Annotated in this window: 19 protein-coding genes and 1 riboswitch; of the genes, 6 read left to right on the top strand and 13 right to left on the bottom strand. The window is 74.8% G+C overall.

What is annotated here, in order from left to right:
- Nucleotides 1-78: 78 nt before the first annotated feature.
- The 4 genes from ACI8AB_RS21205 to ACI8AB_RS21190 form a co-directional block, all read right to left on the bottom strand.
- Nucleotides 79-1062 carry an AIM24 family protein gene (locus ACI8AB_RS21205; RefSeq protein ID WP_387994448.1) on the bottom strand — a complete coding sequence of 328 codons (984 nt, stop codon included), beginning with the start codon at nt 1060-1062 and terminating at the stop codon, nt 79-81.
- An 11-nt stretch (nt 1063-1073) separates the two neighbouring features.
- Nucleotides 1074-1718, bottom strand: a complete 645-nt coding sequence (locus ACI8AB_RS21200) for an AIM24 family protein (RefSeq protein ID WP_456951755.1) — start codon at nt 1716-1718, stop codon at nt 1074-1076.
- A gap of 3 nt (nt 1719-1721) precedes the next feature.
- A complete protein-coding gene (locus ACI8AB_RS21195; RefSeq protein WP_456951754.1) occupies nt 1722-2339 on the bottom strand; it encodes an AIM24 family protein in 618 nt (205 codons plus the stop codon).
- A gap of 131 nt (nt 2340-2470) precedes the next feature.
- Nucleotides 2471-3592: a DUF475 domain-containing protein gene (locus ACI8AB_RS21190; RefSeq protein WP_387994455.1), complete on the bottom strand. Its 1122-nt coding sequence runs from the start codon at nt 3590-3592 to the stop codon at nt 2471-2473.
- Nucleotides 3593-3872: 280 nt separating this feature from the next.
- Between ACI8AB_RS21190 and ACI8AB_RS21185 the strand changes: the two genes are divergently transcribed.
- Entirely contained in the window at nt 3873-5141 is a 1269-nt protein-coding gene (locus tag ACI8AB_RS21185; protein ID WP_456951753.1) for a hypothetical protein, read from the top strand.
- On the opposite strand, the gene ACI8AB_RS21180 is transcribed toward ACI8AB_RS21185, so the two are convergent.
- The 9 genes from ACI8AB_RS21180 to uvrB form a co-directional block, all read right to left on the bottom strand.
- Nucleotides 5138-5947 (bottom strand): hypothetical protein, encoded by an 810-nt coding sequence (locus ACI8AB_RS21180; RefSeq protein WP_456951752.1) that lies wholly within the window; start codon nt 5945-5947, stop codon nt 5138-5140. The genes ACI8AB_RS21185 and ACI8AB_RS21180 overlap by 4 nt on opposite strands.
- Nucleotides 5944-7071 (bottom strand): cysteine protease StiP family protein, encoded by a 1128-nt coding sequence (locus ACI8AB_RS21175; protein WP_456951751.1) that lies wholly within the window; start codon nt 7069-7071, stop codon nt 5944-5946. Before ACI8AB_RS21175 ends, ACI8AB_RS21180 begins: the two co-directional genes overlap by 4 nt.
- The gene (locus tag ACI8AB_RS21170; RefSeq protein WP_456951750.1) at nt 7068-8342 is read right to left on the bottom strand and encodes a phosphoribosyltransferase domain-containing protein; all 1275 of its coding nucleotides are present in this window, start codon (nt 8340-8342) and stop codon (nt 7068-7070) included. Before ACI8AB_RS21170 ends, ACI8AB_RS21175 begins: the two co-directional genes overlap by 4 nt.
- Complete coding sequence (locus ACI8AB_RS21165; protein ID WP_456951749.1) at nt 8339-9541, bottom strand: HpcH/HpaI aldolase/citrate lyase family protein; 1203 nt, start codon at nt 9539-9541, stop codon at nt 8339-8341. The genes ACI8AB_RS21170 and ACI8AB_RS21165 overlap by 4 nt, the downstream gene beginning before the upstream one ends.
- A 23-nt stretch (nt 9542-9564) precedes the next feature.
- Entirely contained in the window at nt 9565-10929 is a 1365-nt protein-coding gene (locus tag ACI8AB_RS21160) for a VWA domain-containing protein (RefSeq protein ID WP_456951748.1), read from the bottom strand.
- Between the two features lie 192 nt (nt 10930-11121).
- Entirely contained in the window at nt 11122-11718 is a 597-nt protein-coding gene (locus ACI8AB_RS21155) for a TerD family protein (RefSeq protein ID WP_456903571.1), read from the bottom strand.
- Nucleotides 11719-11948: 230 nt separating this feature from the next.
- Nucleotides 11949-13058 (bottom strand): TerC family protein, encoded by a 1110-nt coding sequence (locus tag ACI8AB_RS21150; RefSeq protein WP_456951747.1) that lies wholly within the window; start codon nt 13056-13058, stop codon nt 11949-11951.
- A gap of 242 nt (nt 13059-13300) precedes the next feature.
- On the bottom strand, nt 13301-14875 hold the full coding sequence (locus tag ACI8AB_RS21145) for an alpha/beta hydrolase domain-containing protein (protein ID WP_456951746.1): 1575 nt from the start codon (nt 14873-14875) through the stop codon (nt 13301-13303).
- 141 nt (nt 14876-15016) lie between these two features.
- Entirely contained in the window at nt 15017-17134 is a 2118-nt protein-coding gene (gene uvrB, locus ACI8AB_RS21140; protein WP_456951745.1) for an excinuclease ABC subunit UvrB, read from the bottom strand.
- 480 nt (nt 17135-17614) lie between these two features.
- On the opposite strand from uvrB, the gene glgX reads away from it, so the two are divergent.
- From glgX to ACI8AB_RS21115, 5 genes are all read left to right on the top strand, one after another.
- Nucleotides 17615-19720, top strand: a complete 2106-nt coding sequence (glgX, locus tag ACI8AB_RS21135; protein WP_456951744.1) for a glycogen debranching protein GlgX — start codon at nt 17615-17617, stop codon at nt 19718-19720.
- A complete protein-coding gene (gene treY, locus ACI8AB_RS21130; protein ID WP_456951743.1) occupies nt 19717-22059 on the top strand; it encodes a malto-oligosyltrehalose synthase in 2343 nt (780 codons plus the stop codon). Before glgX ends, treY begins: the two co-directional genes overlap by 4 nt.
- 249 nt (nt 22060-22308) lie before the next feature.
- Nucleotides 22309-22443: riboswitch (cyclic di-AMP (ydaO/yuaA leader) on the top strand.
- Between the two features lie 3 nt (nt 22444-22446).
- A complete protein-coding gene (locus ACI8AB_RS21125) occupies nt 22447-23046 on the top strand; it encodes a transglycosylase family protein (RefSeq protein ID WP_456951742.1) in 600 nt (199 codons plus the stop codon).
- Nucleotides 23047-23156: 110 nt separating this feature from the next.
- Complete coding sequence (gene treZ, locus ACI8AB_RS21120; protein ID WP_456951741.1) at nt 23157-24908, top strand: malto-oligosyltrehalose trehalohydrolase; 1752 nt, start codon at nt 23157-23159, stop codon at nt 24906-24908.
- Nucleotides 24908-25630 carry a dihydrofolate reductase family protein gene (locus ACI8AB_RS21115; protein ID WP_456951740.1) on the top strand — a complete coding sequence of 241 codons (723 nt, stop codon included), beginning with the start codon at nt 24908-24910 and terminating at the stop codon, nt 25628-25630. Before treZ ends, ACI8AB_RS21115 begins: the two co-directional genes overlap by 1 nt.
- The last annotated feature ends 119 nt before the right edge of the window (nt 25631-25749 follow it).

Here is a 25749-nt window from a genome sequence, read left to right as displayed (position 1 = left end):
CCCCCCCCCCCCCCCCCCCCCCCCCCCCCCCCCCCCCCCCCCCCCCCCCCCCCCCCCCCCCCCCCCGGGGGAGCGCGCTCAGTGCTGCTGCTGGGCGCGGGCGACCAGCCGCTGGCCGAGCGAGCCGGCCTGGCTGTCGGTGAGCAGCTGGGTCTGCGACTCGACCAGCCGCAGCACCGCCGGGTCCTCCCGCGCGATCTCGGAGGACTGCAGCAGGATCGTGCCCTTGCCGGTGAAGTCGTACTGCCGCTCCTCCCCCGAGGCGCGGCCGAGCGCACCGGTGAGCGCGCCGAGGAAGCTCTGCGTCATCCACTGGGCGTCGTGGTGCACCGACGGCGCGGGGCAGTCGGCCCAGCCGAGCAGCGCCTCGGGGTCGGCCCGGAACGGCGGCTCGACGAAGATCACCGGCCCGTTGGACGAGGCGATGAACTTCCCCGTCCCGATGAGGGTGACGAAGCCCGGGACGATCGACTGCTTGAGCTCCAGGTCCTTGGAGAACGCGCAGAGGTTGCTCGCCTTGATCGTCAGGTTGCCGTCGTCGAGGTCGTAGGAGTTCAGGTCGAACCCGCGGTCCCCGATGAGCACCTTGCCGTGGCCCCGGGCGACCACCCAGTCCTGCACGTAGACCGGGCTGGAGAACCGGTGGGCCACCCACGCCTGCACCGAGGAGTACTCGCTGACGGCGTCGAACTGGACGTTGCCGTAGTACGCGAGCATCGCGCCCTTGCTCATGAACCACTCGCCGTTCAGCGCGATGCAGAACACGTAGGGGTTGACGTTGTCGTCGTCGGGCAGCGACTGCGCGGTCAGCGTGCTCGGCACGCCGGCCGGCGGCCCGGCGGGGGGCTGGCCGTACCCGGGCGGCGGGGGCTGCCCGTAGCCGGGCTGCGGCGGCTGCCCGTACCCGGGCTGCGGCTGGCCGCCGTGGGGCGGCTGCCCGTACCCGGGCTGGCCGTACCCCGGCTGTCCGTAGCCGGGCTGCGGGGGCGGGCCGTACCCGGGCTGGGGCTGGCCGCCGTAGGGGTTGCCGCCGCCGTAGGGGGTGTTCGGCGGGTAGGTCATGGTCGCCGTCCTCAGAACTTCTGCTCGCTGGCCTGCACGTACACCGTGCCGTGGCCGCTGATCCTCAACTGGAAGGCCTCACCGGAGCCGCGGCCGACCACGTCGCGGAGGCCCACCTTGGCCGCGAGGTCCACGGAGAGCTGGCCGACGTGGCCGACGTAGGCCTGCGGGTCGACGCCGACCTGCTGCCCGCCCAGCTGCAGGGGGAAGGCGCCGCCGTGGGCGAGCAGCGCGACCGACCCGCGGCCGTGGACGTTGGTGGTGAACAGGCCCTGCCCGGTCATGGCGCCGCCGATCGCGGACCTCAGCCCGCCGGAGCCGAGGAACTGCACGCTGGTCTGCAGGTTCGCGTCGTGCGCGAGCAGCCGGTCGGCCTCGCAGACCAGCGGCGCGCCACCGTCGAGCTCGAGGACGGTGACGTGCATGCCCTTGTAGCCGTAGAGCACCTGGCCGCTGCCCTCGGTGGCCATCATCGGGTTGGACTCCCCCGACATCGCCGCGCCGACCATGCCGCCGATGCCGCGGCCCTGGCCGTGCACCGGGCGGAAGGTGACCTGCCCGGAGTAGCCGAGCATCGCGCCGCGGCGGGCGAGCACCGGGTCGGCCGGGCCGACGTGCGCGCGCACGACCTTGCTGTTGACGGTCTCGAACGGCACGGCTCAGCGCTCCGAGGACTGGACGAGCACCAGGCCGTGCCCGGTGAAGCGGAGGGAGAAGGGCTCGCCGGAGCCCTCACCGACGAGGGACTTCCACGAGACGCCGCTGACCAGGTTCATCGACAGCCGGCCGCGGGAGCCGACGTAGGCGTCGGGGTCGACCACCAGGTCCGTGCCGGGCGCGACCTCCAGCGCCATGACCGGGCCCTCGGACACGATCGCGACCTGGCCCTGCCCGGTGACGGTCGTGGTGGCCAGGCCCTGGCCGCTGGTCACGCCGCGCAGGCCGGAGAACTCGACGTCGAGGCGCAGGTGCTCGGTGTGGGCGAGGATGTGCTCGCTCTCCACGGTGAGCGTGTCGCCGGCGAGGTCGACGACGAGCACGTCCATCGCGTCCTTGGCGAGGTACACGCGGCCGTGCCCGGTGCAGTCCATCAGCGAGATGCTCTCGCCGGCGACGGCCCGCTTGAGGGCGGCGCGCATGCCGCCGCCCCCGCCCATCCCGGAGCTCTTGAAGTCGACGTCGCCCTCGAAGGCGACCATCGAGCCGCTGGCGGCCCGGATGCGGTCCCCGTGCAGGTCGGCGTGCAGGACGCGTTTCTGGGCGGTGAGCTGTGCCAACGACGGACCTCTCGGTGCGGGGACGGGAACCGGGCGGACCGTATCCGGCTCCCCCGCCCCGCGGTAGGCCACCCGCCGCGACGCGCGGCGGCCCCGGGGCGGGCGCCCCGGGGCCGCTGGGTGGCCTGCGGTCAGCTCTGGCCGGCGGGCACCTCGTCGCGCTCGCCCGGCCGGTCGGCGGCCGCGACCTCGGCGCGCTCCCGCCGCGAGACGACGATGCTGCTGATCACGGCGGCGACGATGAACAGCAGGCCGGTGAGGCCGGTGACGTACTCGCTGATGTGGAACCGCAGCTCGAGGATCATGATCGCGGCGAGGAAGCCGATGGCCCACATCGCGCCGTGCTCCAGGTAGCGGTACTCGTCGAGGGTGCCCTTGTCGACCATGTAGATGGTCAGCGACCGCACCCAGAAGGCGCCGATGCCCAGGCCCAGCGCGATGATGAAGATGTCGCTGCTGATGGCGAACGCGCCGATGACGCCGTCGAAGGAGAACGACGCGTCGAGCACCTCGAGGTAGAGGAACGCGGCGGCACCGGCGCCCGCGACCGCCTTGGTGGCGGTGCCACCGGCACCGTTGCCCGCCGTCTGCCCGGTCGGGGTGACGTCGTCGTCCTCGTCGTCGGTCTCCGGGGCCTCCATGAGCTCGTTGAGCCCGCCGATGAGCAGGTAGGTGAACAGGCCCGCGAGCCCGGACATGAGCACCGTGGCGTACTTGTCGTCGTCGGCGATCTGCGAGCCGACGTAGATGACCGCCAGGGCGATGACGATGGCGAGGTAGGGCAGCTTGCCGGCCTTGGCCAGCGGCCGCTCCAGCCACGACAGCCAGTGGATCTCCCGCTCCTCGTCGAAGAGGAAGTTCAGGAAGATCATCAGCAGGAAGATCCCGCCGAAGGTGTAGATCGCCTCGGCCGCGGCCTCGACGTTCTCCGCGTAGGCCTCCTGGTCCGACAGCGCCAGGTCCCACACCTCGGGGATGGACAGCTGCGCCGTCACCGAGACCAGGACGATCGGCAGCAGCAGCCGCATGCCGAACACGGCGATGAAGATGCCGACGTAGAGGAACAGCTTCCGCCACAGCGGGCTCATGCGGCGCAGCACCTTGGCGTTGACCACGGCGTTGTCGAAGGACAGGCAGACCTCGAGCACGCCGAGGACGGCGACGGCCAGCAGGGCCGCCGGCCCGCCGAAGAACACGGCGGTGACGAGCGCGGCCACCGTCAGACCGACGGAGAAGCCGAAGTAGCGGAGCATCAGGTGTTCCTCTCCGCCGCCCGGGGGGTCAGGCGACGACGACGACAGGGACGAGCGGGCCGGACCGGGCGGGAGGCGGGCCGGTGGTCCAACGGACCCCGGCGGGTCCCGGTTCCCGCCGGCCCGCGGCGGGGCGGCGGGAGCGGGGCCTTCAGCGGACCGGGCGGCGCCGGCCGCCCGTGCCCACGTGCGCGGTCCCGGCGTGGTATCCACGGGCCTCCGGACCGCGCAGGTGCCGGACCGCCCCGCCGGACGCGGGCCACGGCGAGGGGAGGCGGTCGTGAGCGCACCCGGCGGCACCTCCTGGTGGCGGCGCGACCGCGACGCCCCCCGGCGGGAGGCCGCGGCGGCGCGGGAGGCCGCGGCCGCGGCGATGCTGGAGCTGGACGCCGCGCTGGCCGACCTCCCGGACGCGGTCGCCGCCGCGGAGGAGGCGGGTCCGCCCGCGGGTGGGCGTCGGGCTCACCACCGCATCCCCGCCCCCGACTCCTTGACCCGCGACTGGCGGGACCTCTCCACCCACGCGGACGCCGTCATCGGACACTACCTGCAGGCGCTCTCCGGCCACGACCCCGCGGCGGACGCCGAGCCGGGCGCGGCCCGCGCCGCCGCCGCGGAGCTGGGCGCGGCGGCCGCCGCGCTGCGCGAGGTGCACGGCCAGGTCCAGCGCTTCCGCGACCAGTACGGCGAGGTCCTCGCCGCCGCCTCCCGCGCCCGCGCCGCGGCCGCCCGCGCGGTGTCCGCGACCCGCGACGCCGTGGCGACCGCCCGCGCGGCACTGGACGCCGCCGGCGCGGCCGGGCTGGCCGACCCCGGGCTGGACGGCGTCCTCGCCGACGCCGAGCGCCTCGCCGCCGGTGCCGCCGCCGACCTGGCCGCCCGGCGCGCCGCGCCCGCGCTGGACGCCGCCGAGAAGGGCCGCCGGGAGGCCGAGGCGGCGGCCGCGCGGGCGCGGGCGCTGCCGGAGCGGGCCGCGGAGGTCCGCCGCGGCGCCGCCTCCGTCCGCACCCGCCGCGAGGCGCTGGGCACCCGGCACGAGCGCCTGGCGCCGGTGATGAGCGAGCTGCGCCGCCGCTACCCGCTGACCGCGTGGTCCGACGTCGAGCGCGCGCCGCAGCGGGCCGCCGAGGCGCTCGCCGAGGCCGACGAGGCGCTGACGGCGCTGGAGGGGGCGCTCGGCGCGCCGGTCCTCGACGTGCCCGCGGCCGCCGCGCTGCTGGCCCGGGTGCGGGCGGCCGCCGGCCGGGTCGACGACGAGGTGCGCGCCGCGACCGGGCGGCTGCAGCGGCTCGACGCCGTCGCCGCCGACCCCGGGTCGCTGCTCGGCGAGGTGCAGCGCGCCGTCGTCGACGCCCGCCGGTTCCTCGGCGGGCTGCCCGAGGAGCGGGCCCGCCGCTTCCGCCGCACGTTCGAGGACCTCGCCCGGCGGCTGCCGCCGCTGGAGGAGGCGGCCCGGAGCCGCCGCCCGGACTGGGGTGCGGTGCTGCGCGAGGCGCAGTCGATCGAGGACGGCCTGGACCGGCTGGTGCGGACCGCGCGGGCGGACTAGCCCGCGCGGTCGAGCAGCCAGCGGACGATCTCCTCGCCCGCGGCGGCGCCGCTGGCCGCGGTCACCGCGACCCGCGCGCCGGTCCAGCCCTGCTCGTGCAGCTCTCCGTGCGCGGGGCGGACGGCGGCGTCGGCGGCGAGCAGCATCGGCGCGTCGAGCAGGCTGTCGCCGGCGCACAGCAGCCGCGGCGCGGGCCCCTCCCCCGCCAGCAGCCGGCGCAGCCGGAGCAGCCCGGCGGCCTTGGACAGCCCGGCGGGGACGACGTACACCTTGCGGCCCTGCACCGACAGCGTCGCCCCGGCGGCGGCGACGGCCGCGCCGGTCCCGTCGAGCCAGTCCTGCGGGATCGCCTCGCGGGCGTGCGCGACCAGGTAGCAGAACAGCCCCTCGGCGGCGCGCACGGTGCGCACCCACGGTTGCCCGGCCACCGCCTCGAGCAGGCCGAGAAGCTCCGGCAGCGGCGCGGCCTGCGCGGCGGTCGCCGCCGCCCAGTCGTCCCACCCCGGGTCGCGGACGCCGTCGGCGAGCAGCACCCCGCCGTTGGCGCACAGCGCGTACCGCGGGACGACGGGCAGCCGCACCCGCCCGTACTGCGCCACGGTGCGGGTGGTGACCGGGACCAGCAGCGCCCGCCCGGCCAGCTCGGCGAGCAGCCGCCACGACGCCGGCGTCGCGTGCGACAGCGGGGCGCCGTCGAGGTGCTCGACGACCTCCAGCCCCTCGGTCGTCCCCGCCGCGGCCGCCGAGTAGATGAGCGTGCGGTCGAGGTCGACGGCGGCCAGCGTCGCCGTGAGGACCGCGGTCACCGGCCCACCGGCCGGATCAGGCCGACGCAGGAGTACGGCAGGTCCGGCACCTCGACCAGCGGCACGCCGCGGGCCCGGGCCAGCGCGGCGACGTGCCGCAGGTCCTCGGCGCGGTCGGGGCGGACCAGCACCTGCCAGGGCACCCGGCGCAGCAGCACGCGCGTCGTCTCCCCCACCCCGGGCTTGACCAGGTTGACGTCGGCGATGCCGTGCTCGGCGGCGATCCGCTCCACCGCCGCCCACCCGACCCAGGTCGGCCGGCGGTCGGCCGCGGGGACGTCGTCGGCCGGCGGCCGCGCCGGGAACGCGGCCGCGACGGTGTCGACGAACAGCGCGGAGACGTCGGCGCCGGCGAGCTCGGCGTAGTACTTGGCGCCGTGGAACATGCCGGGGCCGATGAGGTCGTCGCGCAGCACCGTCCGCGACACCAGCCCGGACACCGTGCTGTTGAGGCAGGCGCTCGGGATGAGGAAGTCGTCGCGGGTGCCGTACAGCTCGGTGCACAGGCCCGGGTCGGCGAGGACGGCGAGCCGGTCGTCGAGGGCGGCGTCCTCCGGGTGCGCGGCCCGCCAGCCGGCGACGGCCTCGGTAAGCTGCCGCTGGATCGCGCCCTTGCCGGTCCAGCCGTCGACGAAGCGCACCGCCGACGCCGGGTGCCGGGCGAGCACGTGCGCCGTCGCGACCTGGTCGATGCCGCGGCCGCGGATGATCGAGACGGTGTAGTGCGGCACCGCGACGCCGCGGGAGGCGAGGAACCAGCGGCGCAGCAGCACGCCGATCGGCGTCCCGGCGCGGGCCAGCGACACCAGCACCGGCGTCTGCCCGTGCGCGGCGGCGGCGTCCCAGACCAGCTCGCCGACCCGGGCGACGGCGTCGGCGAGCCGCCCGGCCGACTGCTCCAGCGCGGCGGTGAACAGCGCCAGGTAGTCGTCGTCGGGCTGGTACTCGACCGGCAGCATCTCCGAGTAGTGGGTGCCCGACTGGATCGCCTCCTCGCGGTCCTCGGTGCCGCGCTCCAGCGCGACCGACGACAGGTCGGTGAGCAGCCAGGTCACCTCCTCGGGCGCGTAGGAGCCGAACCGGCCGGGGACGGCGGGCGCGAGGCGGGCTCCGAGCGCGGTCATGGGGCCGGCTCCGCGAGCGGCACCGTCACCAGGTGCACGGCGCGGGCGGCGAACGGGCGCAGCGCCTGCACCATCGGCGCGCAGTCCTCCGCCGGGGCGTCCACGACCACGACCACGTCGTCGGCGCGCTGGTCGGCCCAGCGGCCGTCCGCGGGGACGGCGGCGGGGTCGGCCAGGTTGTGCACGCGGGAGACGCGGGCGGGCTCGTCGGGCGCGGGGAAGGACAGGCTGCGGCGCAGGGCGTAGCCGGGGTCGTCGGCGGCGTGCACGGGGCTCCGGGTGGTCGACTGGGTGGTGACGGGGACGCCGGGCAGCCGCCCGGCCAGACGCGCCGCGACCACGGTGGGCGCGTGCATGAGCTCCTCGGTGCCCAGCACCAGCACCCCGCGGCTGCCGGCCAGCTCCGGCGCGAGCGCGGCCGCGACGGCGTCGGCGGCGGCGGCGAGCCGGGCGCTGCCGGCGGGGGTCAGGCCGTGGCGGGCGGTGGTCGGGACGCCGGCCGGCCACAGGCCGGCGTGCGTCCGGACGGCGCCGGGCGCGCCGGCCGGGACCGGCGCCGGGCCGGGCAGGGCGGCGCGGGCGGCCGCGGCCCGGTCGAGGACGTCGGCGGGCAGGGCGAGCTCCGTGGTGAGGACGGCGGCGACGTCGACCCGCACGCCCAGGGCCTGCGCGCGCCCGGCGAACGCGGCGCGGGCGGCCGGGGTGCGCGCGTCGAGCAGCGCGGCGACGACGTAGCGCGCGCGCGGCCAGCGGGCGTGCAGCTCGGCGACGGTGTTGAGCGCGGTGCGGCCGGAGGTGAGCTCGTCGTCGACCAGCACCAGCGGGCCGGGCGCGTCCAGCGTCACCGGCCCGGCCGGCTGCAGGGCGTGCGCGACCGCGTGCGAGTGCTCCTCCTCGAACGCGGCGGCCACCGGCACGCCCGGGTGCACGCGGCGGGTGGTGTGCAGGTAGGCCGCGCCGAGCCGGTCGGCGGCGGCGTGGCCGAGGCCGGTCGCCGTCTCGCAGTAGCCGATGACCAGGCCGGGGGCCTCGCCGTCCAGGACCGCGGCGACGGCGTCGCCCACCGCGGCCCCGGCACCGAGGACGGCGGCCGGTGCGACCGGCACGTGCTTGCCGAGCACGCGGGAGACGACCAGGTGCGCCCGGCGCGGGTTGTCCCGCAGCGCCAGGCCGCACAGGTCCGCGAAGCGGGCGGCGTCGGCGGCGGTGACGTCGAGCAGACGGGAGACGGTGCCGCCCAGCCAGGCGGCACCGGGGAGGGTCGCGGTCACGCGTGCTGCGCCTCCCCGCCGGCGAACACCTCGGCCAGCCGCCGCTGCCCGGCGGACAGCAGGTCGACCAGCGCGGCCTCGTCGGCGACGACGCCGTAGACCGCGGCGCGGCGGCTGATCAGCTCCGCCCACAGCGCGTGCGGGCCGATCTCGTTCATCCGCCCGTTCCCGGACACCGCGATGCCGCCCTGCCCGCGGGCCATGAGGATCTCGAGGGCGTCGTCGTACTCCGAGCGGGAGACGGTGAGCAGCGCGTTGACCACCGAGACGTGCGCCGGGTGGATGACGGTCTTGCCCAGCACGCCGTTGGCCTTGTCGAGGGTGACCTCGCGGATCAGCCCGTCGAGGTCGCCGGCGATCATCCGCTGCCGCAGACCGCCCTCGTGCTGGTCGCTGAACGGCGTCTGGCGCAGCTGCGGCTTGAACAGCCGGGGGCCCGGGATGTGCTCCCAGACCGCGCCGGTGACCACGTGCTCGCCGCCGCGGGTGAAGGTGTTGACCACGTCGGCCAGGCAGTCCCGGACGACGGCGACGTCCCAGATCGTGGTGTCGCGGTCGCGGCGCAGGCCGAACAGCCCGGACAGGTCGGTGCCACCCACCCGAAGGCACAGCACGGACTCGCGGTGCGCCTCGACCACCGCGGCCAGCGCGCCGAGCGCCTCGGCGCGGGTCTCCCGCCAGGCGAGGTCGGGCGTCTCCAGGATCGGCATGCCGTACAGCGGCTGCCCCAGCACGGCGGCGACCTCCTCGACCGCCGCGAGCATCGGCGCGAGCGTGGCGCCGGTGGCCTTGGGCAGGCTGAACCCGGTCAGCCGCGCCAGCGCCGGCCCGGCGGCGCGGGCCACCGAGCGGATCTGCTCGGGCGTGCGCACCCGCACGAACAGCAGCGGCAGCGCCGGCTGCTCCCCCTCGGCGGCGCGCCGGTCGACCCGCTGCAGCGCGGCGACGACGTTGGCCTCGGCGTCGGGGACGGCCGCGTGCGGGATGGCGTCCTCGAGGCACCAGACCATGCTCGTGGCGCCGACCGCGGCCGCGCGGGCGGCGTCGGCGTCCAGCGCCGGCCGCGTGCCCGGGCTGTAGAGCGTGGCGCCCAGGGCCAGCGCGAGCATGCCGCGCGGCGTCGCCGGGCCGACCTCGCCCGGGGGGACGGCGAACAGCTGCTCGCGCTCGCCGTCGGTCAGGTGGGAGAAGTGACGCACGGTCGGTCCCTCCTGCTGGGCGGTCACCGGAGCAGGCCCTGGGCGCGCGCCCGGCGCAGCCAGTCGGGGTACTCGGTCATGAGCCGGTCGAACAGCGCGTCGTCGCTGATCGGCCGCCGGCCCATGAGGTCGCCCTCGCTGACCGCGAAGAAGTCGGCGTTGTCGGTGTAGCGGCCCTCGAGGTCGTCCAGTCGCTGCAGGTAGCTGAACTGCCGCTCCGGGCCGATGCCCATGAACTGCCAGAACACCGGCTCGAAGGACGCCGCCTTGAGCTGCTTGGTCGCGACCGACTTGTCGCTGGGCGCGCCGTCGGTCAGGAACATGACGTAGACCGGCACCTGCGCCGGCTGCGGCTCCACCCGGTCGCGGCTGTCGCCGAAGTAGGCCTTGCGCACGGCGGCCATCGCCGCGCCGTAGCGGGTGTCGTACTCCAGCCGGTACTGCCGAGTGAGGTCGGCGATGTACTGCTGGTGGCCCTCCAGGCGCAGGCCCGGGGGCTGGTGCACGTCCTTGCCGAACAGGAAGACGTCGACGACGCCGTCGTCGTCGAAGCGCAGGCCGAGGGCGAGGACCCGCTCGGCCAGCCGCTGCACGGCGCCGGTGCGGTAGAGCTCGGCCATCGAGCCGGAGATGTCGAGGACCAGCGCGACCCGGGCGGTGTGCTCGCCGAGGCCGCGCTTCTCCAGGCTGACGCCGGCGGTCTTGACCAGCGAGAGCATCTGCGGGGCCGAGGACGACAGCTTCTTCTCGAGGTCGACCAGCCGCTTCTTCTCCATGCTGACCGGAGGAGCGGCCGGCGGCGGGGCCGCGGCGGGCGCTGCAGGGGCGGCGGCCACGGGGGCGGGCTCGTCGTCGACGCTCACGCCGACGTCGGTGGCCATCCCGGCCAGGCCGGTGGTGAAGCCCTGGCCGACGGCGCGCACCTTCCACTCCGCGCCGCGGCGGTAGACCTCGGCGAACACCAGTGCGGTCTCGGGGCCCGCGGCGAGCTCGCAGCGGATCGCGGGCACCGGGGCGCCGTCGGCGGCCACCTCGACGGCGAGCCCGGACAGCCCGCCGAAGGTGCCCGCGCCGTCGAGGGAGGCGCCGATGACGACCTTCTCGACGTCGGCGGGCAGCGCGGCCGGGTCGATGCGGACCTGGTCGACGGTGGCGCCGCCGCGGGCGGTCTTGCCGAGGTGGCGCACCGCGCCGCCGGCGCCGCTGGGCTGGTTGTAGAAGACGAAGTCGTCGTCGCTGCGGACCCGGCCCGCCGCGGTGGTGAGGAACGCCGACAGGTCGGCGTCGACGCCGGGGGCCGGCGTCCAGGTGAGCGTGACGACGACGGGGCCGGTCAGGCCGGCCTGGGCCAGCCCGACGTTGCCGCCCCGGGTGAGGACGTGGACCACTCCGGTGCCGCTCAGACGGACCCGGCGGCGGCGGTCACGGGGCGGGTGCGGTCGGGCATGACGACGGGGACCTCCGGCTTCTCGGGGGCTGGTGCTTCTCGGGGCGGGTACGGGCAGGGCGGGACCCCGGCGGGCGGGGTCCCCGCACCGCCGGGGTGCCGGGCCCGGACGGGCGTCCGGGCCCGGCGGGGATCAGCCGACGTTGACGCCGAAGTCCTGGGCGATGCCGCGCAGGCCGGAGGCGTAGCCCTGGCCGACGGCGCGGAACTTCCAGTCGGCGCCGTTGCGGTAGAGCTCGCCGAAGACCATGGCGGTCTCGACCGAGGCGTCCTCGGTGAGGTCGTAGCGGGCGATCTCCTGGCCGTTGGCCTGGTTGACCACGCGGATGAACGCGTTGCGGACCGCACCGAAGTTCTGCTTGCGGTTGTCGGCATCGTAGATGGACACCGGGAAGACGATCTTGTCGCAGGTCGGCGGCACGCCGGCCAGGTTCACCTGGATGACCTCGTCGTCGCCCTCACCCTGGCCGGTGAGGTTGTCACCGACGTGGACGACCGAGCCGTCCGGGCTGCGGAGGTTGTTGAAGAAGACGAAGCCCGAGTCGTCGGGGGTGACCTTGCCGTTGGCGTCGAGCATGATCGCCGACGCGTCGAGGTCGAAGTCGCCCCCGGAGAACGTGTTGACGTCCCAGCCGAGGCCGACGTTCACCGCGGTCAGGCCCGGCGCCTCCTTGGTCAGCGAGACGTTCCCGCCCTTGGAGAGGCTGACACCCATCAGTTGGACTCCCATGTCACCGTCGGGGAGCGCAGCGGCGGTCGCCGCTGCACCGGACACCGGATGGACCGGCGCCGCCGGGGGACGCGGGCGGAGTGCCCGGCGCGTCCCCCGGCACCGCTGCGCGGGGTGCCGGTCGGGCACCCAGCGGAGCGGACGTGTCCTGGATCGTGCCGCACGATCACCGGGAGCAACAGGCACACCGGCGTCGTCGGCCTGCCGTCCTCCCGGTGGTCACCCGCGCGTCACCCGGAGCGGCCGTCCGTGCGCTGCGCCGGCGCCGCGGCGGGGCGCTCACCCGGCTCGTGCGGCACCGTCGGCACGCCGGTCTCCCCGGCGACCGCGGCGGCTCCCCGCCCGGCCTCGGCGTGCGGCACGGCCTCGCGGGCGTCGCGGCGGCTGCGGGCCAGGCTCGCGACCGTGGTGACCAGCAGGGTGACGACGATGACCGACAGCGACAGCCAGGTCGGGATCTCCGGGATGGCCGTGACGTGCTCGCCGCCGTTGATGAACGGCAGCTCGTTCTCGTGCAGCGCGTGGATCAGCAGCTTGATCCCGATGAAGCCGAGGATGACCGCCAGGCCGTAGTGCAGGTACACCAGCCGGTCGAGCAGGCCGTCGATGAGGAAGAACAGCTGCCGCAGGCCCAGCAGCGAGAAGGCGTTGGCGGTGAAGACGAGGAAGGTCTCCTCGGTCAGCCCGAAGATCGCCGGGATCGAGTCGACGGCGAAGAGGATGTCGGCGCTGCCGATGGCGACCAGCGCGATGGCCAGCGGGGTGATGTGGCGCTTGCCGTCCAGCCGCGTGGTCATCCGGTCGCCGTGGTAGTCCGACGTCGTCGGGATCACCCGGCGGACCAGCCGCAGGAAGCCGTTCTCCTTGAACTCCTCGTCCTCGTCCCCGCCGGCCCGCGCCTGAGCGACGGCGGTGTAGATGAGGAACGCGCCGAACAGGTAGAAGACCCAGCTGAAGTTCTCGATCGCCGCGGCGCCGAGGAAGATGAAGACGGTCCGCAGGACCAGGGCGAACGCGATGCCGAACAGCAGCACCTTCTGCTGCAGCTCCCGGGGCACCGCGAAGCTGGCCATGATCAGGACGAAGACGAAGAGGTTGTCGACCGACAGGCTCTTCTCGGTGATGTAGCCGGCGAAGTACTCCCCGCCGTACGTCCCGCCGGCGAAGATCCACACGCCGATGCCGAACAGCACCGCGATGGCGACGTAGACCGCCGACCAGGTCGCCGCCTCCTTCAACGACGGGGCGTGCGGCGTCCGCACGTGGCCGACGAAGTCGAAGACGATCATGGCCACGATCGCGGCGATCGTGATCGCCCAGACGAAGAAGGGGACGTCCAAAGTGGTTACCTCCGGTCCACTGGCAGCAGTCAGCACCGGAGGTCTCTCCCACCGGCCGCGACAGCGGCCGGCCGGTGGCGCCGGGGTACGCGTACCCGTGCTGACGACGCCACCGCGGGCGGGATACTCCCCTCCACGGCTCCGCGGGCACGGCACAGCGCACCCGGCGGAGTCACAGGGCAGAACGGACGAGGGGCGCCCGGGGTTCCCGGACGCCCCTCTCCCCGTCGGCCGGGGTCAGCTCACCCCTGCGGCGCGGCCAGGTAGGCGGCGCGGGCGGCGGTCAGCAGCGCCGCCCGCTCGGACGCGTCGAGGTACCCGTCGCGGACCTGGGCGTCGACCGCGGCGGCGTACTGCGCCAGGTAGCCGTCGACCGAGCCGTAGCGCTGCGCCAGCTCGGCCGCGGTGTACGGCTGCCAGCCGCCCCAGTTGCCGCAGACGTCGGTGATCGACGTCGTCCCGACCGGGGCCAGCGCGACCGGGACCGGCCGGCCGAGCGGCACGACGGCGTCGGGGAAGCGCACTCCGCCGACCGGCTGGGCGGTTGCCGGGTCGGTCCGCGGGACCTGCAGCTCGACGCCGGGCAGGTCGTTGAACGACTGCGGGCTCCCGGCCGGCGCCGGCTGCAGGGCGAAGACCGCCGACGGGGGGAGCAGCCGCCGGTCACCCTGACCGGGGTGCCGCACGACCTCGGTCACGTCGGCGAGCAGCGTGCGCAGGTGCGGGGTGTAGGAGATCGGGTTCCGCGGGACGGGCGTGCCGCCGTTGCACCGCAGCTGCCCGAAGACGACGGTGTCGGGGTAGGCGGCGACCCCGGCGTGCGGGGCCGGCCAGTCGTAGCGGACGACGTCGCGCGGGCGGTCGGCGGTCGCGGTGACGCTCGCGCGGAGCCTGTGGTAGTCGGTGTAGGTGGCGACGTCGACGAACAGCGGGTCGCTCTTCGGCCGGGTGAGGACCTGGTCGTGGGTGAGCGGGACGCCGTCCTCGAGCACGTAGGGCCGCTGCGGCGCGTCGCCGGCGAGCTGGTTGACCGCCAGCCAGTTGCCGGCGCCGGAGACGGCGACCGCAGCGTCGTACACCCCGCGGCCCGTGCGGTCGTCGGCGTTGAAGCCCTCGGCGACGAAGGTGTCGACGAACCAGGCGCTCTGGCTGATGCCGGCGAGCACCGAGGCGCGGTAGACCGGCAGGGCGGCCCCCGAGGCCCGCGGCGCGGTGCCCTCGAGCAGCCGGCCGAGGTCGCGCACGATCACCTCGCCGACGCCCTGCGCGGTCGCGGGCACCCCGGGCGAGATGCCGGCCTCCCACTGCACCCGCGCGTAGGACAGGTCCTGGCCGGCGGGCCAGCCGTTGCCCAGGCCGTCGGGGTAGACGGAGCCGACCGGGCTCGCGTCCCCGGCCAGCGGAAAACCCAGCACGGACAGCAGCACGGCGGGCCGGCCGCGGTTCTCCGCCTCGACCAGGACGACGTCGCTGCCGCCCGCGTCGGCGGGGGTGATCAGTTCGAACTCGCTGGTGTAGGGCACCAGGCCGCGGGCGTCCCGTGGCAGCCCGGCGAGCCCGGCGACCTGCTCGCGCGGGTCGACGACGCCGGAGACGGTGCCGGTGGTGCGCGTCCACGCCTCCCCGCCGACGGTGATCGGGGCGCTCGTGGCGCTGACGGCGGTGATCGCCGAGGCCAGCGGCGCAGGGCGCCCGCCGCCGGGCGCGGCCGCCGCCGGGGCGGCCACGCCCACCGACAGGGCCGCGGCCGCGGCGGCGACCAGCCCGCGCCGCAGGCCACGGCCCGGGACACGGCGCGGGGAACGGGAGACGGTCACGCGGAGGACTCCTTCATCCGGGACGGTTGCGGTCCCGAACGTAACGTTCCTGCGACGTGTGTCACACGCGGGGTCGGGATTCCCAGCCCCCTGGCACGGGCCCGCCGCGGGCCTGCGAGCAGTGGGGCCGGGGACCCTTCGTCACGCGTGGGCGGCGTCGAACTGGCGCAGCTCCTTCTTGAGCTCGGCGAGCTCGTCGCGCAGCCGGGCGGCCACCTCGAACTGCAGCTCCCGGGCGGCGGCCAGCATCTGCTCGTTCATCTGCGTGATGAGGTCGGCCAGCTCGGCGCGCGGCAGGCCCTGGACGTCGATCGCGCCGGCCTTGGACCGGCCCTTCGACGACAGCCCCGGCACCGGCGCCTTCCCCCGCGACTGCTGCCGGCCCGACCCGCCGATCAGCTCGGTGGCGGCCTCGGCGTCCTCGGACTCGCGGTAGATGCCGTCGAGGATGTCGACGATCTTCTTGCGCAGCGGCTGGGGGTCGATGCCGTTGGCGGTGTTGTAGGCGATCTGCTTCTCGCGGCGCCGGTTGGTCTCGTCGATCGCCTGCGCCATCGACGGGGTGACCTTGTCGGCGTACATGTGCACCTCGCCGGACACGTTGCGCGCCGCGCGGCCGATGGTCTGGATCAGCGAGGTGGTCGACCGGAGGAAGCCCTCCTTGTCGGCGTCGAGGATCGCCACCAGCGACACCTCGGGCAGGTCGAGGCCCTCGCGCAGCAGGTTGATGCCGACCAGCACGTCGTACTCGCCCTGCCGCAGCTCGCGCAGCAGCTCCACCCGGCGCAGGGTGTCGACCTCCGAGTGCAGGTAGCGGACCTTGATGCCGAGCTCGAGCAGGTAGTCGGTGAGGTCCTCGGCCATCTTCTTGGTGAGCGTGGTGACCAGGACGCGCTCGTCCTTCTCGGTGCGCTCGCGGATCTCGCCGACCAGGTCGTCGATCTGGCCCTTGGTCGGTTTGACCACGACCTCCGGGTCGACCAGGCCGGTGGGGCGGATGACCTGCTCGACGAACTCGCCGCCGGTGCGGCCGAGCTCGTAGGGGCCCGGAGTGGCCGACAGGTAGACCGTCTGCCCGATCCGGTCGGTGAACTCCTCCCACTTCAGCGGGCGGTTGTCCATCGCCGAGGGCAGCCGGAAGCCGTGCTCGACCAGCGTGCGCTTGCGGCTCATGTCGCCCTCGTACATGCCGCCGATCTGCGGCACGGTCACGTGCGACTCGTCGACCACGAGCAGGAAGTCGTCGGGGAAGTAGTCGATGAGGCAGGCACCCGCGCTGCCCGGCGCCCGCCCGTCGATGTGCCGGCTGTAGTTCTCGATGCCGGAGCAGAAGCCGACCTGGCGGATCATCTCGATGTCGTAGGTGGTGCGCATGCGCAGCCGCTGCGCCTCCAGCAGCTTGCCCTGCTTCTCCAGCTCGGCCAGCCGCTCCTCGAGCTCGGCCTCGATGGTGCGGATCGCCCGCTCCATCCGCTCCGGGCCGGCGACGTAGTGGCTGGCCGGGAAGACGAACAGCTCCTGGACCTCGCGCACCACCTCGCCGGTGAGCGGGTGCAGGTAGTACAGCCGCTCCACCTCGTCGCCGAACATCTCGATCCGGACGGCGAGCTCCTCGTACACCGGGAAGACCTCGATCGTGTCGCCGCGCACGCGGAAGGTGCCGCGGGTGAACGCGAGGTCGTTGCGGGTGTACTGCTCGGTGACCAGCGTGCGCAGCAGGTCGTCGCGGTCGCGCTCCTCCCCCACCCGGATGCGCAGCGCCCGGTCGACGTACTCCTCCGGGGTGCCCAGGCCGTAGATGCACGAGACGGTGGAGACCACGACCACGTCCCGCCGGGTGAGCAGGCTGTTGGTCGCCGAGTGCCGCAGCCGCTCGACCTCCTCGTTGACCGAGGAGTCCTTCTCGATGTAGGTGTCGGTCTGCGGGACGTAGGCCTCGGGCTGGTAGTAGTCGTAGTACGACACGAAGTACTCGACGGCGTTGTCCGGCAGCAGCTCGCGGAACTCGTTGGCCAGCTGCGCGGCGAGGGTCTTGTTCGGCGCCATCACCAGGGTGGGCCGCTGGACCTGCTCGATCAGCCACGCCGTGGTGGCCGACTTCCCGGTGCCGGTGGCGCCGAGGAGCACGGTGTCCGTCTCGCCGGAGTTCACCCGCTCCGCGAGGGCCTTGATCGCCGCCGGCTGGTCGCCCGAGGGCTGGAACTCGCTGACGACGCGGAAACGCCCCTGGGTGGGCCGGATGTCGGAGGTCGCGCGCACGGGGACGACGGTACGACCGCCCGGTGACAGGACGCCGCGAGTGACGGGTGGTGATCACGGGACCGACGGGGCGTGTCGCTTGCGGACGCGTCGCCCTCGTGCTCGTGCTCGGCCCCCGGACCCGCTAGCGTGCCCTCCTGCAGGCGCGGTGCCGCGCCGGGGACCAGTGCCACCCGGGATGCCCGGACGAGGTCGGACCCCGGCGCCCCGCGCCTCGGTACCTGGTGTGCCCGGCCCCGCGCCGGGGCGCCGGACCCGCACACGACGCCCTCCGCGGCCTCCGCCGCGGAGGGCGTCGTCGTCCCCGGGCCCCCTGCCGGGCCGCCGCCGTGATGTCCGCCGCGTCAGGTGTGGAGCCGCCCGGTTGGGGCTAAGGAGCCCGCGGGCACCCGTGTGCCCCGACCCCCCTCCGACGGCCGCGGCGGGGGGCCACCGCGCCCTGGACCACCGAGGGGCGCCCGCGCAGGAGGAAACACGTCGATGACCCAGGTGTGGCCTGGAAACGCCTACCCGCTGGGTGCCACGTACGACGGCACCGGGACCAACTTCGCCCTGTTCAGCGAGGTCGCCGAGAAGGTCGAGCTGTGCCTGTTCGACGAGCAGGGCAACGAGGAGCGCATCCGGCTCCCGGAGATGGACGGCTACGTCTGGCACGCGTTCCTGCCCGGCATCCAGCCCGGGCAGCGCTACGGCTACCGCGTGCACGGCCCGTACGACCCGCAGAACGGGCAACGCTGCAACCCGAACAAGCTGCTGCTCGACCCCTACGCCAAGGCGATCGACGGCGCGATCGACTGGGACGAGGCCTGCTTCGGCTACCGGTTCGGCAGCGGCGAGCGCAACGACGACGACTCGGCGCCGCACATGCCGAAGTCCGTCGTCATCAACCCGTACTTCGACTGGGGCGTCGACCGCCCGCCGAAGACCCCCTACAACAAGACGGTCATCTACGAGGCCCACGTCAAGGGCCTGACCATGACCCACCCGCGGATCCCCGAGGAGCTGCGCGGGACCTACGCCGGCATCGCCCACCCGGCGGTGATCGAGCACCTCCAGTCGCTGGGCATCACCGCGATCGAGCTCATGCCGGTGCACCAGTTCGTGCAGGACGACACGCTGCTGCAGAAGGGCCTGCGCAACTACTGGGGCTACAACACGATCGGCTTCTTCGCGCCGCACAACGAGTACGCCCAGGCCACCGACGGCCAGCAGGTGCAGGAGTTCAAGGGCATGGTCCGGACCCTGCACGAGGCGGGCATCGAGGTGATCCTCGACGTCGTCTACAACCACACGGCCGAGGGCAACCACAACGGCCCGACGCTGTCGTTCAAGGGCATCGACAACCGGGCCTACTACCGGCTGGTCGAGGGCGACGAGCAGTACTACATGGACACCACGGGCACCGGGAACTCGCTCAACGTCCGGCACCCGCAGTCGCTGCAGCTGATCATGGACTCGCTGCGGTACTGGGTCACCGAGATGCACGTCGACGGGTTCCGGTTCGACCTCGCCTCCACGCTGGCCCGCCAGTTCCACGAGGTGGACCGGCTGTCGGCGTTCTTCGACCTGGTGCACCAGGACCCGGTGGTCAGCCAGGTGAAGCTCATCGCCGAGCCCTGGGACGTCGGCGACGGCGGCTACCAGGTGGGCAACTTCCCGGCGCTGTGGACCGAGTGGAACGGGAAGTACCGCGACACCGTCCGCGACTTCTGGCGCGGCGAGGACGCCACCATCGGCGAGTTCGCCAGCCGCATCTCCGGCTCGGCCGACCTCTACAAGCACTCCGGGCGCCGGCCGGTGGCGAGCATCAACTTCGTCACCGCGCACGACGGGTTCACCCTCAACGACCTCGTCTCCTACAACGAGAAGCACAACGAGGCCAACGGCGAGGACAACAACGACGGCGAGAGCCACAACCGCAGCTGGAACTGCGGCGTCGAGGGGCCCACCGACGACCCCGAGGTGCTCGAGCTGCGCGCCCGGCAGCGGCGCAACTTCATCGCCTCGCTGATGCTCAGCCAGGGCGTGCCGATGCTGCTGCACGGCGACGAGCTCGGCCGCACGCAGCAGGGCAACAACAACGGCTACTGCCAGGACTCGGAGCTGACCTGGATCGACTGGGAGTCGGTCGACGAGGGGCTGCTGGAGTTCACCAAGCTGGTCACCCGGCTGCGCACCGAGCACCCGACGTTCCGCCGCCGCCGGTTCTTCCACGGCCGGCCGGTGCGCCGGGAGGAGGGCGACCCGGTGCAGGACGTCGCCTGGTTCACCCCGTCCGGCGAGCTGATGAGCGACGAGGACTGGGACGCGGGCTTCGCCAAGTCGCTGGCCATGTACCTCAACGGCCACGGCATCCGGGAGACCGACGAGCGCGGCGAGGACGTCGTCGACGACTGCTTCTACCTGGCGTTCAACGCCCACCACGAGCCGATCGACTTCACCGTGCCGCCGTCGGAGTACGCCGAGGGCTGGACGGTCGTCGTCGACACCGCGGAGCTGGGCGAGGTGGAGCCGGTGCAGGTGAAGGCCGGCGACGTGGTCACCGTGGCCGCCCGCGCCACCGTCGTGCTGCAGGCGGCCCCGTGAGCCAGGCCGACGACGACCTCGAGCGCCGGCGGGCCACCCCCGCGGCGACCTACCGGCTGCAGGTGACCGCCGAGTTCACCCTCGACGACGCCGCGGCCGTGGCCGGCTACCTCGCCGACCTCGGTGTCACGCACGCCTACTCCTCCCCGCTGCTGCGCTCGGCCGCGGGCAGCACGCACGGCTACGACACCGTCGACCACGCGCACGTCGACGAGCCGCGGGGCGGGCAGGAGGGCTTCGACCGGTTCGTCGCCGCGCTGCACGAGCACGGGCTGGGCCTGGTGCTCGACCTGGTGCCCAACCACATGGGCGTGGCCGACCCGGCCGAGGCGCCGTGGTGGTGGGACGTGCTGCAGCACGGGCGCGACAGCGCGCACGCGTCGGCGTTCGACGTCGACTGGGACTTCGGCGGCGGGCGCATCCGCATCCCGGTGCTGGGGTCGGCCGACGACGTCGAGAAGCTCGAGGTCGTCGACGGCGAGCTCCGCTACTACGACAACCGCTTCCCGATCGCGCCCGGCACCGGCGAGGGCACCCCGCAGGAGGTGCACGACCGGCAGCACTACGAGCTGGTCGACTGGCGGCGCGCGGACGCCGACCTCAACTACCGGCGCTTCTTCGCGATCAACACCCTCGCCGGGCTGCGCGTGGAGGACCCGGAGGTCTTCCGGGCCACCCACGAGCTGGTGCTGCGGCTGGTGGCCGACGGCGCCGTCGACGGGCTGCGCATCGACCACCCCGACGGCCTGGCCGACCCCAAGGGCTACCTGGACCGGCTGGCCGAGGCGTCGGGCGGCCGGTGGACGGTGGTCGAGAAGATCCTCGAGCCCGGCGAGGACCTGCCGGAGAGCTGGCGGGCGGCCGGCACCACCGGCTACGACGCGCTGGCCGAGGTCGACGACGTCCTGGTCGACCCGGCCGGCGAGGCGGCGCTGACCGCGCTGGACACCGAGCTGTCCGGCCGGGCGGTCGACTACGGGCAGCTGGTGCACGACTGCAAGCGCGAGGTGACCGACGGGATCCTCGGCTCGGAGGTCGCCCGGCTGGTGCGCGTGATCGGCGAGCTGCCGGGCGTCGACGTGGAGACGGAGAAGGAGGCGCTGGCCGAGCTGTTGGCCTCCTTCTCCGTCTACCGCACCTACCTGCCCGACGGCCGCGAGCACCTCGACGCCGCCGTGGGCGACGTCCGCGACCGCCGTCCCGACCTGGTCGCCGCGGTCGACGCGCTGCACCCGGTCCTGGCGCAGGCCGGCACCGAGGCGGCCACCCGGTTCGAGCAGACCAGCGGCCCGGTGATGGCCAAGGGCGTCGAGGACAGCGCCTACTACCGGTGGGCGCGGTTCGTGGTGCTCAACGAGGTCGGCGGCGACCCGGCGCGCTTCGGCAGCACCCCGGAGGAGTTCCACGAGGCGCAGGCGCGGCGGCTGGAGCGCAAGCCGGAGTCGATGACGACGCTCACCACGCACGACACCAAGCGCAGCGAGGACACCCGGGCGCGCCTGGCCGTCCTCGCCGAGGTGCCGACGGAGTGGGCGGACCTGGTCCGCGGCTGGCTGTCCCGCCACCCGCTGCCCGACCGGCCGCTGGCGCACCTGGTGTGGCAGAACCTGGTCGGCGCGTGGCCGCTGTCCCGCGAGCGGGCGCACGCCTACGCCGAGAAGGCCGCCCGCGAGGCCGGGCAGTCGACGACGTGGACCGACGTCGACGAGGCGTTCGAGGCGCAGCTGCACGCGATGGTCGACGCCGCCTACGACGACGAGGCCACGAACCGCGAGATCGAGGCCTTCGTCGCGCGGATCGGCCCGGCCGGCCGGTCCAACGGGCTGGCGCAGAAGCTGCTGCAGCTGACGATGCCCGGCGTCCCGGACGTCTACCAGGGCACCGAGCTGTGGGACCACTCGCTCGTCGACCCCGACAACCGCCGCCCGGTCGACTACGACGAGCGGCGCGCGCTGCTGGCCCGGCTCGACGGCGGGGAGGTGCCGGAGGTCGACGACACCGGCGCGGCCAAGCTGCTCGTCGTCTCGCGGGCGCTGCGGCTGCGGCGGGACTCCCCGGAGCTGTTCACCGGCTACACCCCCGTGGCGGCCACCGGGTCCGCCGCGCAGCACGTCGTCGCCTTCGACCGTGGGTCCGGGGAGCAGGGCGGCGCGGTGACCGTGGCGACCCGGCTGCCGGTGGCGCTGGCCGCCACCGGTTGGGGCGACACCGCGCTGACGCTGCCGACCGGCGCGTGGCGCGACGTGCTCACCGGCACGCGGGTCGTCTCCGACGCCGGCGGAGCGCCCGTCGGCGAGCTGCTGGCCCGGCTGCCGGTGGCCCTGCTCGTCCGGGACTGAGACGGAGGTCACGGCGGCGCCTGCCGGCGCCGCCGTGACCTGCGGCCCCTGCCGGCGATCTCGTGCGCGCCGCCCGGCACGGGCCGGGCGACACGCCGTGACGGGTGGTGCCGGTGTGCCGTCTCGTGATGCTCCCGTTACCTTTGCGACCGCACGCGGGCCAACCGACTGCCGCGTGCCGGAGCCGGTCCGCCGAACCCCGTCCGCCGGGCTCCGTTCCTCGAGCACAGCCAGGACGGGGGTGGGGGACCCACTTCGGCGCCTGCACCGCGGTCACGGGGGGACCGGACGCAGCGCCTCGGGGTGAAGCCGCACGCCGTGCGGCCGGGGCACCGATCGCTCCGAACCCGACAGCTCACCTCGCAGGCGGCGGATCGGAGATCCCCCATGCGCACGTCCACGTCCCTGCTCCGCCGTGCCCTCGTGACGACCGGCGTGGCCGCGGCCGCGATCGGCGTCACCGCCGGCCCGGCCTCGGCCGCCGCTCCCAACGACTGGGACGCCGTCGCCCAGTGCGAGTCCAGCGGCAACTGGAGCATCAACACCGGCAACGGCTACTACGGCGGCCTGCAGTTCAGCCAGTCCACCTGGGCGGCCTTCGGCGGCACCGAGTACGCCGCGCGCGCCGACCTGGCCACCAAGGCGCAGCAGATCGCCGTCGCAGAGCGCACCCTCGACGTCCAGGGCCCGGGCGCCTGGCCCACCTGCGGCAAGGGCCTGGACCCGGGCGCCCCGGCGGCGGGCTCGCCGGCCGCCGAGCCCGCCGCCGCGCCCGCGCCGGCCGAGCCGGACACGGCCGCCCGGGCCGGGGAGTCCGCCGCCGGGGCCTCCGGCGGCTCGTACACCGTCCGGTCCGGCGACACGCTGGGCACGATCGCCCGGGACCAGGGCGTCGAGGGCGGCTGGAAGGCCCTCTGGTCGGCCAACAGCGGCACCGTCAGCGACCCGGACGTCATCCACGTCGGGCAGGTCCTGCAGCTGCCGTGACCCGGGGCGGCAGCCGGGGGACCCGCTCCCCCGGCTGCCGCTCGCGGTTGACCGCGCCCGCAGCGGGCAAGAGGGACCGGTCAGCCGCACTACCGCTGGGAGGCCCCCGCATGTCCGCACCCGTCGAGTTCGCCGTCTGGGCGCCCGTGCCCGAGCGTGTGCGCCTGCAGGTCGACGGCACGGTGCACGACATGAGCCGCGACGACGACGGCTGGTGGCGGGCCGAGGTCGAGGCCGGCCCGGAGTCCGACTACGGCTACCTGCTCGGCGACGACGACACGCCCCGCCCCGACCCGCGCTCGCGCCGCCAGCCCGACGGCGTGCACGGCCTGTCCCGCCGGTTCGACCCGTCGGCGTACGCGTGGGGCGACACCGCCTGGACCGGGCGCCCGCTCGCCGGCGGCGTCGTCTACGAGCTGCACGTCGGCACGTTCACGCCCGAGGGCACCCTCGACTCGGCCATCGACCGGCTGGGCCACCTCGCCGACCTCGGCGTCGACTTCGTCGAGCTGCTGCCGGTCAACGGCTTCGACGGCACGCACAACTGGGGCTACGACGGCGTCCTCTGGTACACGGTGCAGGAGAGCTACGGCGGCCCCGCGGCCTACCAGCGGTTCGTCGACGCCTGCCACCAGCGCGGGATCGGCGTCATCCAGGACGTCGTCTACAACCACCTGGGCCCGTCGGGGAACTACCTGCCCCTGTTCATGCCGATCTTCTCGGAGGGCGGCGCGAACACCTGGGGCGAGTCGGTCAACCTGTCCGGGCCGGACTCCGACGAGGTCCGCCGCTACATCCTCGACAACGCCCTGATGTGGCTGCGCGACATGCACGTCGACGGGCTGCGGCTGGACGCCGTCCACGCGCTGGTCGACGAGCGCGCCACACACGTGCTCGAGGAGATGGCGCAGGAGGTCGACCGGCTCTCGGTCGCCGTCGGCCGGCCGCTGACGCTCATCGCCGAGAGCGACCTGAACGACCCCCGGGTGGTCACCCCCCGGGTGGCCGGCGGCACCGGCATCCACGCCCAGTGGAGCGACGACTTCCACCACGCGCTGCACGCGACGCTCACCGGGGAGGGGCAGGGCTACTACGGCGACTTCGCCGAGGCCGGGCTCGCCGGGCTGGCCAAGACCCTCACCGGCGCCTTCTTCCACGACGGCACGTGGTCCAGCTTCCGCCGCCGCTCGCACGGCCGGCCGGTGGACACCGCGCGGCTGCCGGGCTGGAAGTTCCTCGGCTACCTGCAGGACCACGACCAGATCGGCAACCGCGCCATCGGCGACCGCGTCTCGGCGACGCTGTCCCCCGGCCTGCTCGCCGTCGGCGCGACCCTCGTGCTGACCGGTCCGTTCACGCCGATGCTGTTCATGGGCGAGGAGTGGGGGGCCTCGACGCCGTGGCAGTTCTTCACCAGCCACACCGACCCGGACATCGGCCGCGCGACGGCCGAGGGCCGCAAGAACGAGTTCGCCGAGCACGGCTGGGACGCCGACGAGGTGCCCGACCCGCAGGACCCGGAGACCTTCCGCCGCTCGAAGCTGGACTGGTCCGAGCCCTCGCGCGAGCCGCACGCGCGGCTGCTGGAGGTGCACCGGACGCTGCTGGCGCTGCGCCGGCAGCACCCGGACCTGGTCGACCCGGACCTGTCGGCGGTCGAGGTCGGCTGGGACGACGACGACCGCGTGCTCGTGCTGCACCGCGGCGCACTGCGGGTGGTGGTCAACCTGTCCGGACAGGCGCAGCAGGTGGAGCTGGACCGGCCGGCCACCGGGGTGCTGTTCGCGACCGCCGACGAGCCGTCCGTGGACGGCGCGACGGTGACGGTCCCGGCCGAGAGCGCGGCCGTCGTCACCACCTGATGCGCCGGCTGCTCCCCTCCCCCGGCGGGGCGGACCTGACCGACGACGACCTGGCCGACGCCTACGCCCTGCCGCCGGGGCGCTCGTTCCGCGTCGACTTCGTCGCCTCGCTGGACGGCGCGGTCACCGTGGACGGCGTGAGCGCCGGGCTCGGCTCGCCCGGTGACCGGCGGGTGTTCTCGACGCTGCGCGCGCTGGCCGACGTCGTCCTGGTCGGGCACGGGACGGCGGCCGGCGAGGGCTACCGCCCGGTGGCGGCGGGCTCGCCGGTCGGGCGGCGGCGCGCCGCGCTCGGCCGGCCGCCGGAGCTGCCGATCGCGGTGGTGTCGCGCCGGGCCTCGCTCGCGCCGGGGGACCGGCTGGCCCGGCCCCCGACGCTGCTGGTGACGTGCGCCGCGGCCGACGCCGGCCGCCGGGCCGCGCTGGCCGACGCCGGGGTGGACGTGCTGGTGTGCGGGGACGGCGACGTGGACCTGCCGCTCGCGGTCGACCGGCTCGCCGGGCGCGGGTTCGAGCAGGTGCTGTGCGAGGGCGGGCCGGCGCTGCTGTCGGCGGCGCTGGACGCCGGCGTCGTCGACGAGCTGGACCTCACCGTCTCCCCCGCGCTGGTCGGCGGCCAGGCGCGGCTGCTAGACCGGGCGCTGCGCGACGTCGTCCGCCCGCGGCTGGTGCAGGTGCTCGAGGAGGACGGCGTCCTGTTCACCCGCTACGCGGTGGACTGAGTCCCGACCGCGTGCGCGGACGCCGCGTTCCGGCTCTCCGATGCGGCGCCGGCGCACACCGCCGCCACCCGTCCGGTCGACGGTGGTCTGCCGGTGCGGGAGGCCGCTGGTTGACTGAC

It is taken from the genome of Geodermatophilus sp. SYSU D00698 (assembly GCF_054050335.1).
Note: the sequence above shows the minus strand (reverse complement) of the source record. Positions and strands in the feature narration are given on the sequence as shown.

Excerpts from the sequence above, each read along its gene's own strand:
- ACI8AB_RS21155 (WP_456903571.1), bottom strand. The coding sequence starts at position 11,718 with ATGGGAGTCCAACTGATGGGTGTCAGCCTCTCCAAGGGCGGGAACGTC.
- ACI8AB_RS21205 (WP_387994448.1), bottom strand. The coding sequence starts at position 1,062 with ATGACCTACCCGCCGAACACCCCCTACGGCGGCGGCAACCCCTACGGC.
- ACI8AB_RS21125 (WP_456951742.1), top strand. The coding sequence starts at position 22,447 with ATGCGCACGTCCACGTCCCTGCTCCGCCGTGCCCTCGTGACGACCGGC.
- glgX (WP_456951744.1), top strand. The coding sequence starts at position 17,615 with ATGACCCAGGTGTGGCCTGGAAACGCCTACCCGCTGGGTGCCACGTAC.
- ACI8AB_RS21190 (WP_387994455.1), bottom strand. The coding sequence starts at position 3,592 with ATGCTCCGCTACTTCGGCTTCTCCGTCGGTCTGACGGTGGCCGCGCTC.
- ACI8AB_RS21175 (WP_456951751.1), bottom strand. The coding sequence starts at position 7,071 with ATGACCGCGCTCGGAGCCCGCCTCGCGCCCGCCGTCCCCGGCCGGTTC.
- treZ (WP_456951741.1), top strand. The coding sequence starts at position 23,157 with ATGTCCGCACCCGTCGAGTTCGCCGTCTGGGCGCCCGTGCCCGAGCGT.
- ACI8AB_RS21115 (WP_456951740.1), top strand. The coding sequence starts at position 24,908 with ATGCGCCGGCTGCTCCCCTCCCCCGGCGGGGCGGACCTGACCGACGAC.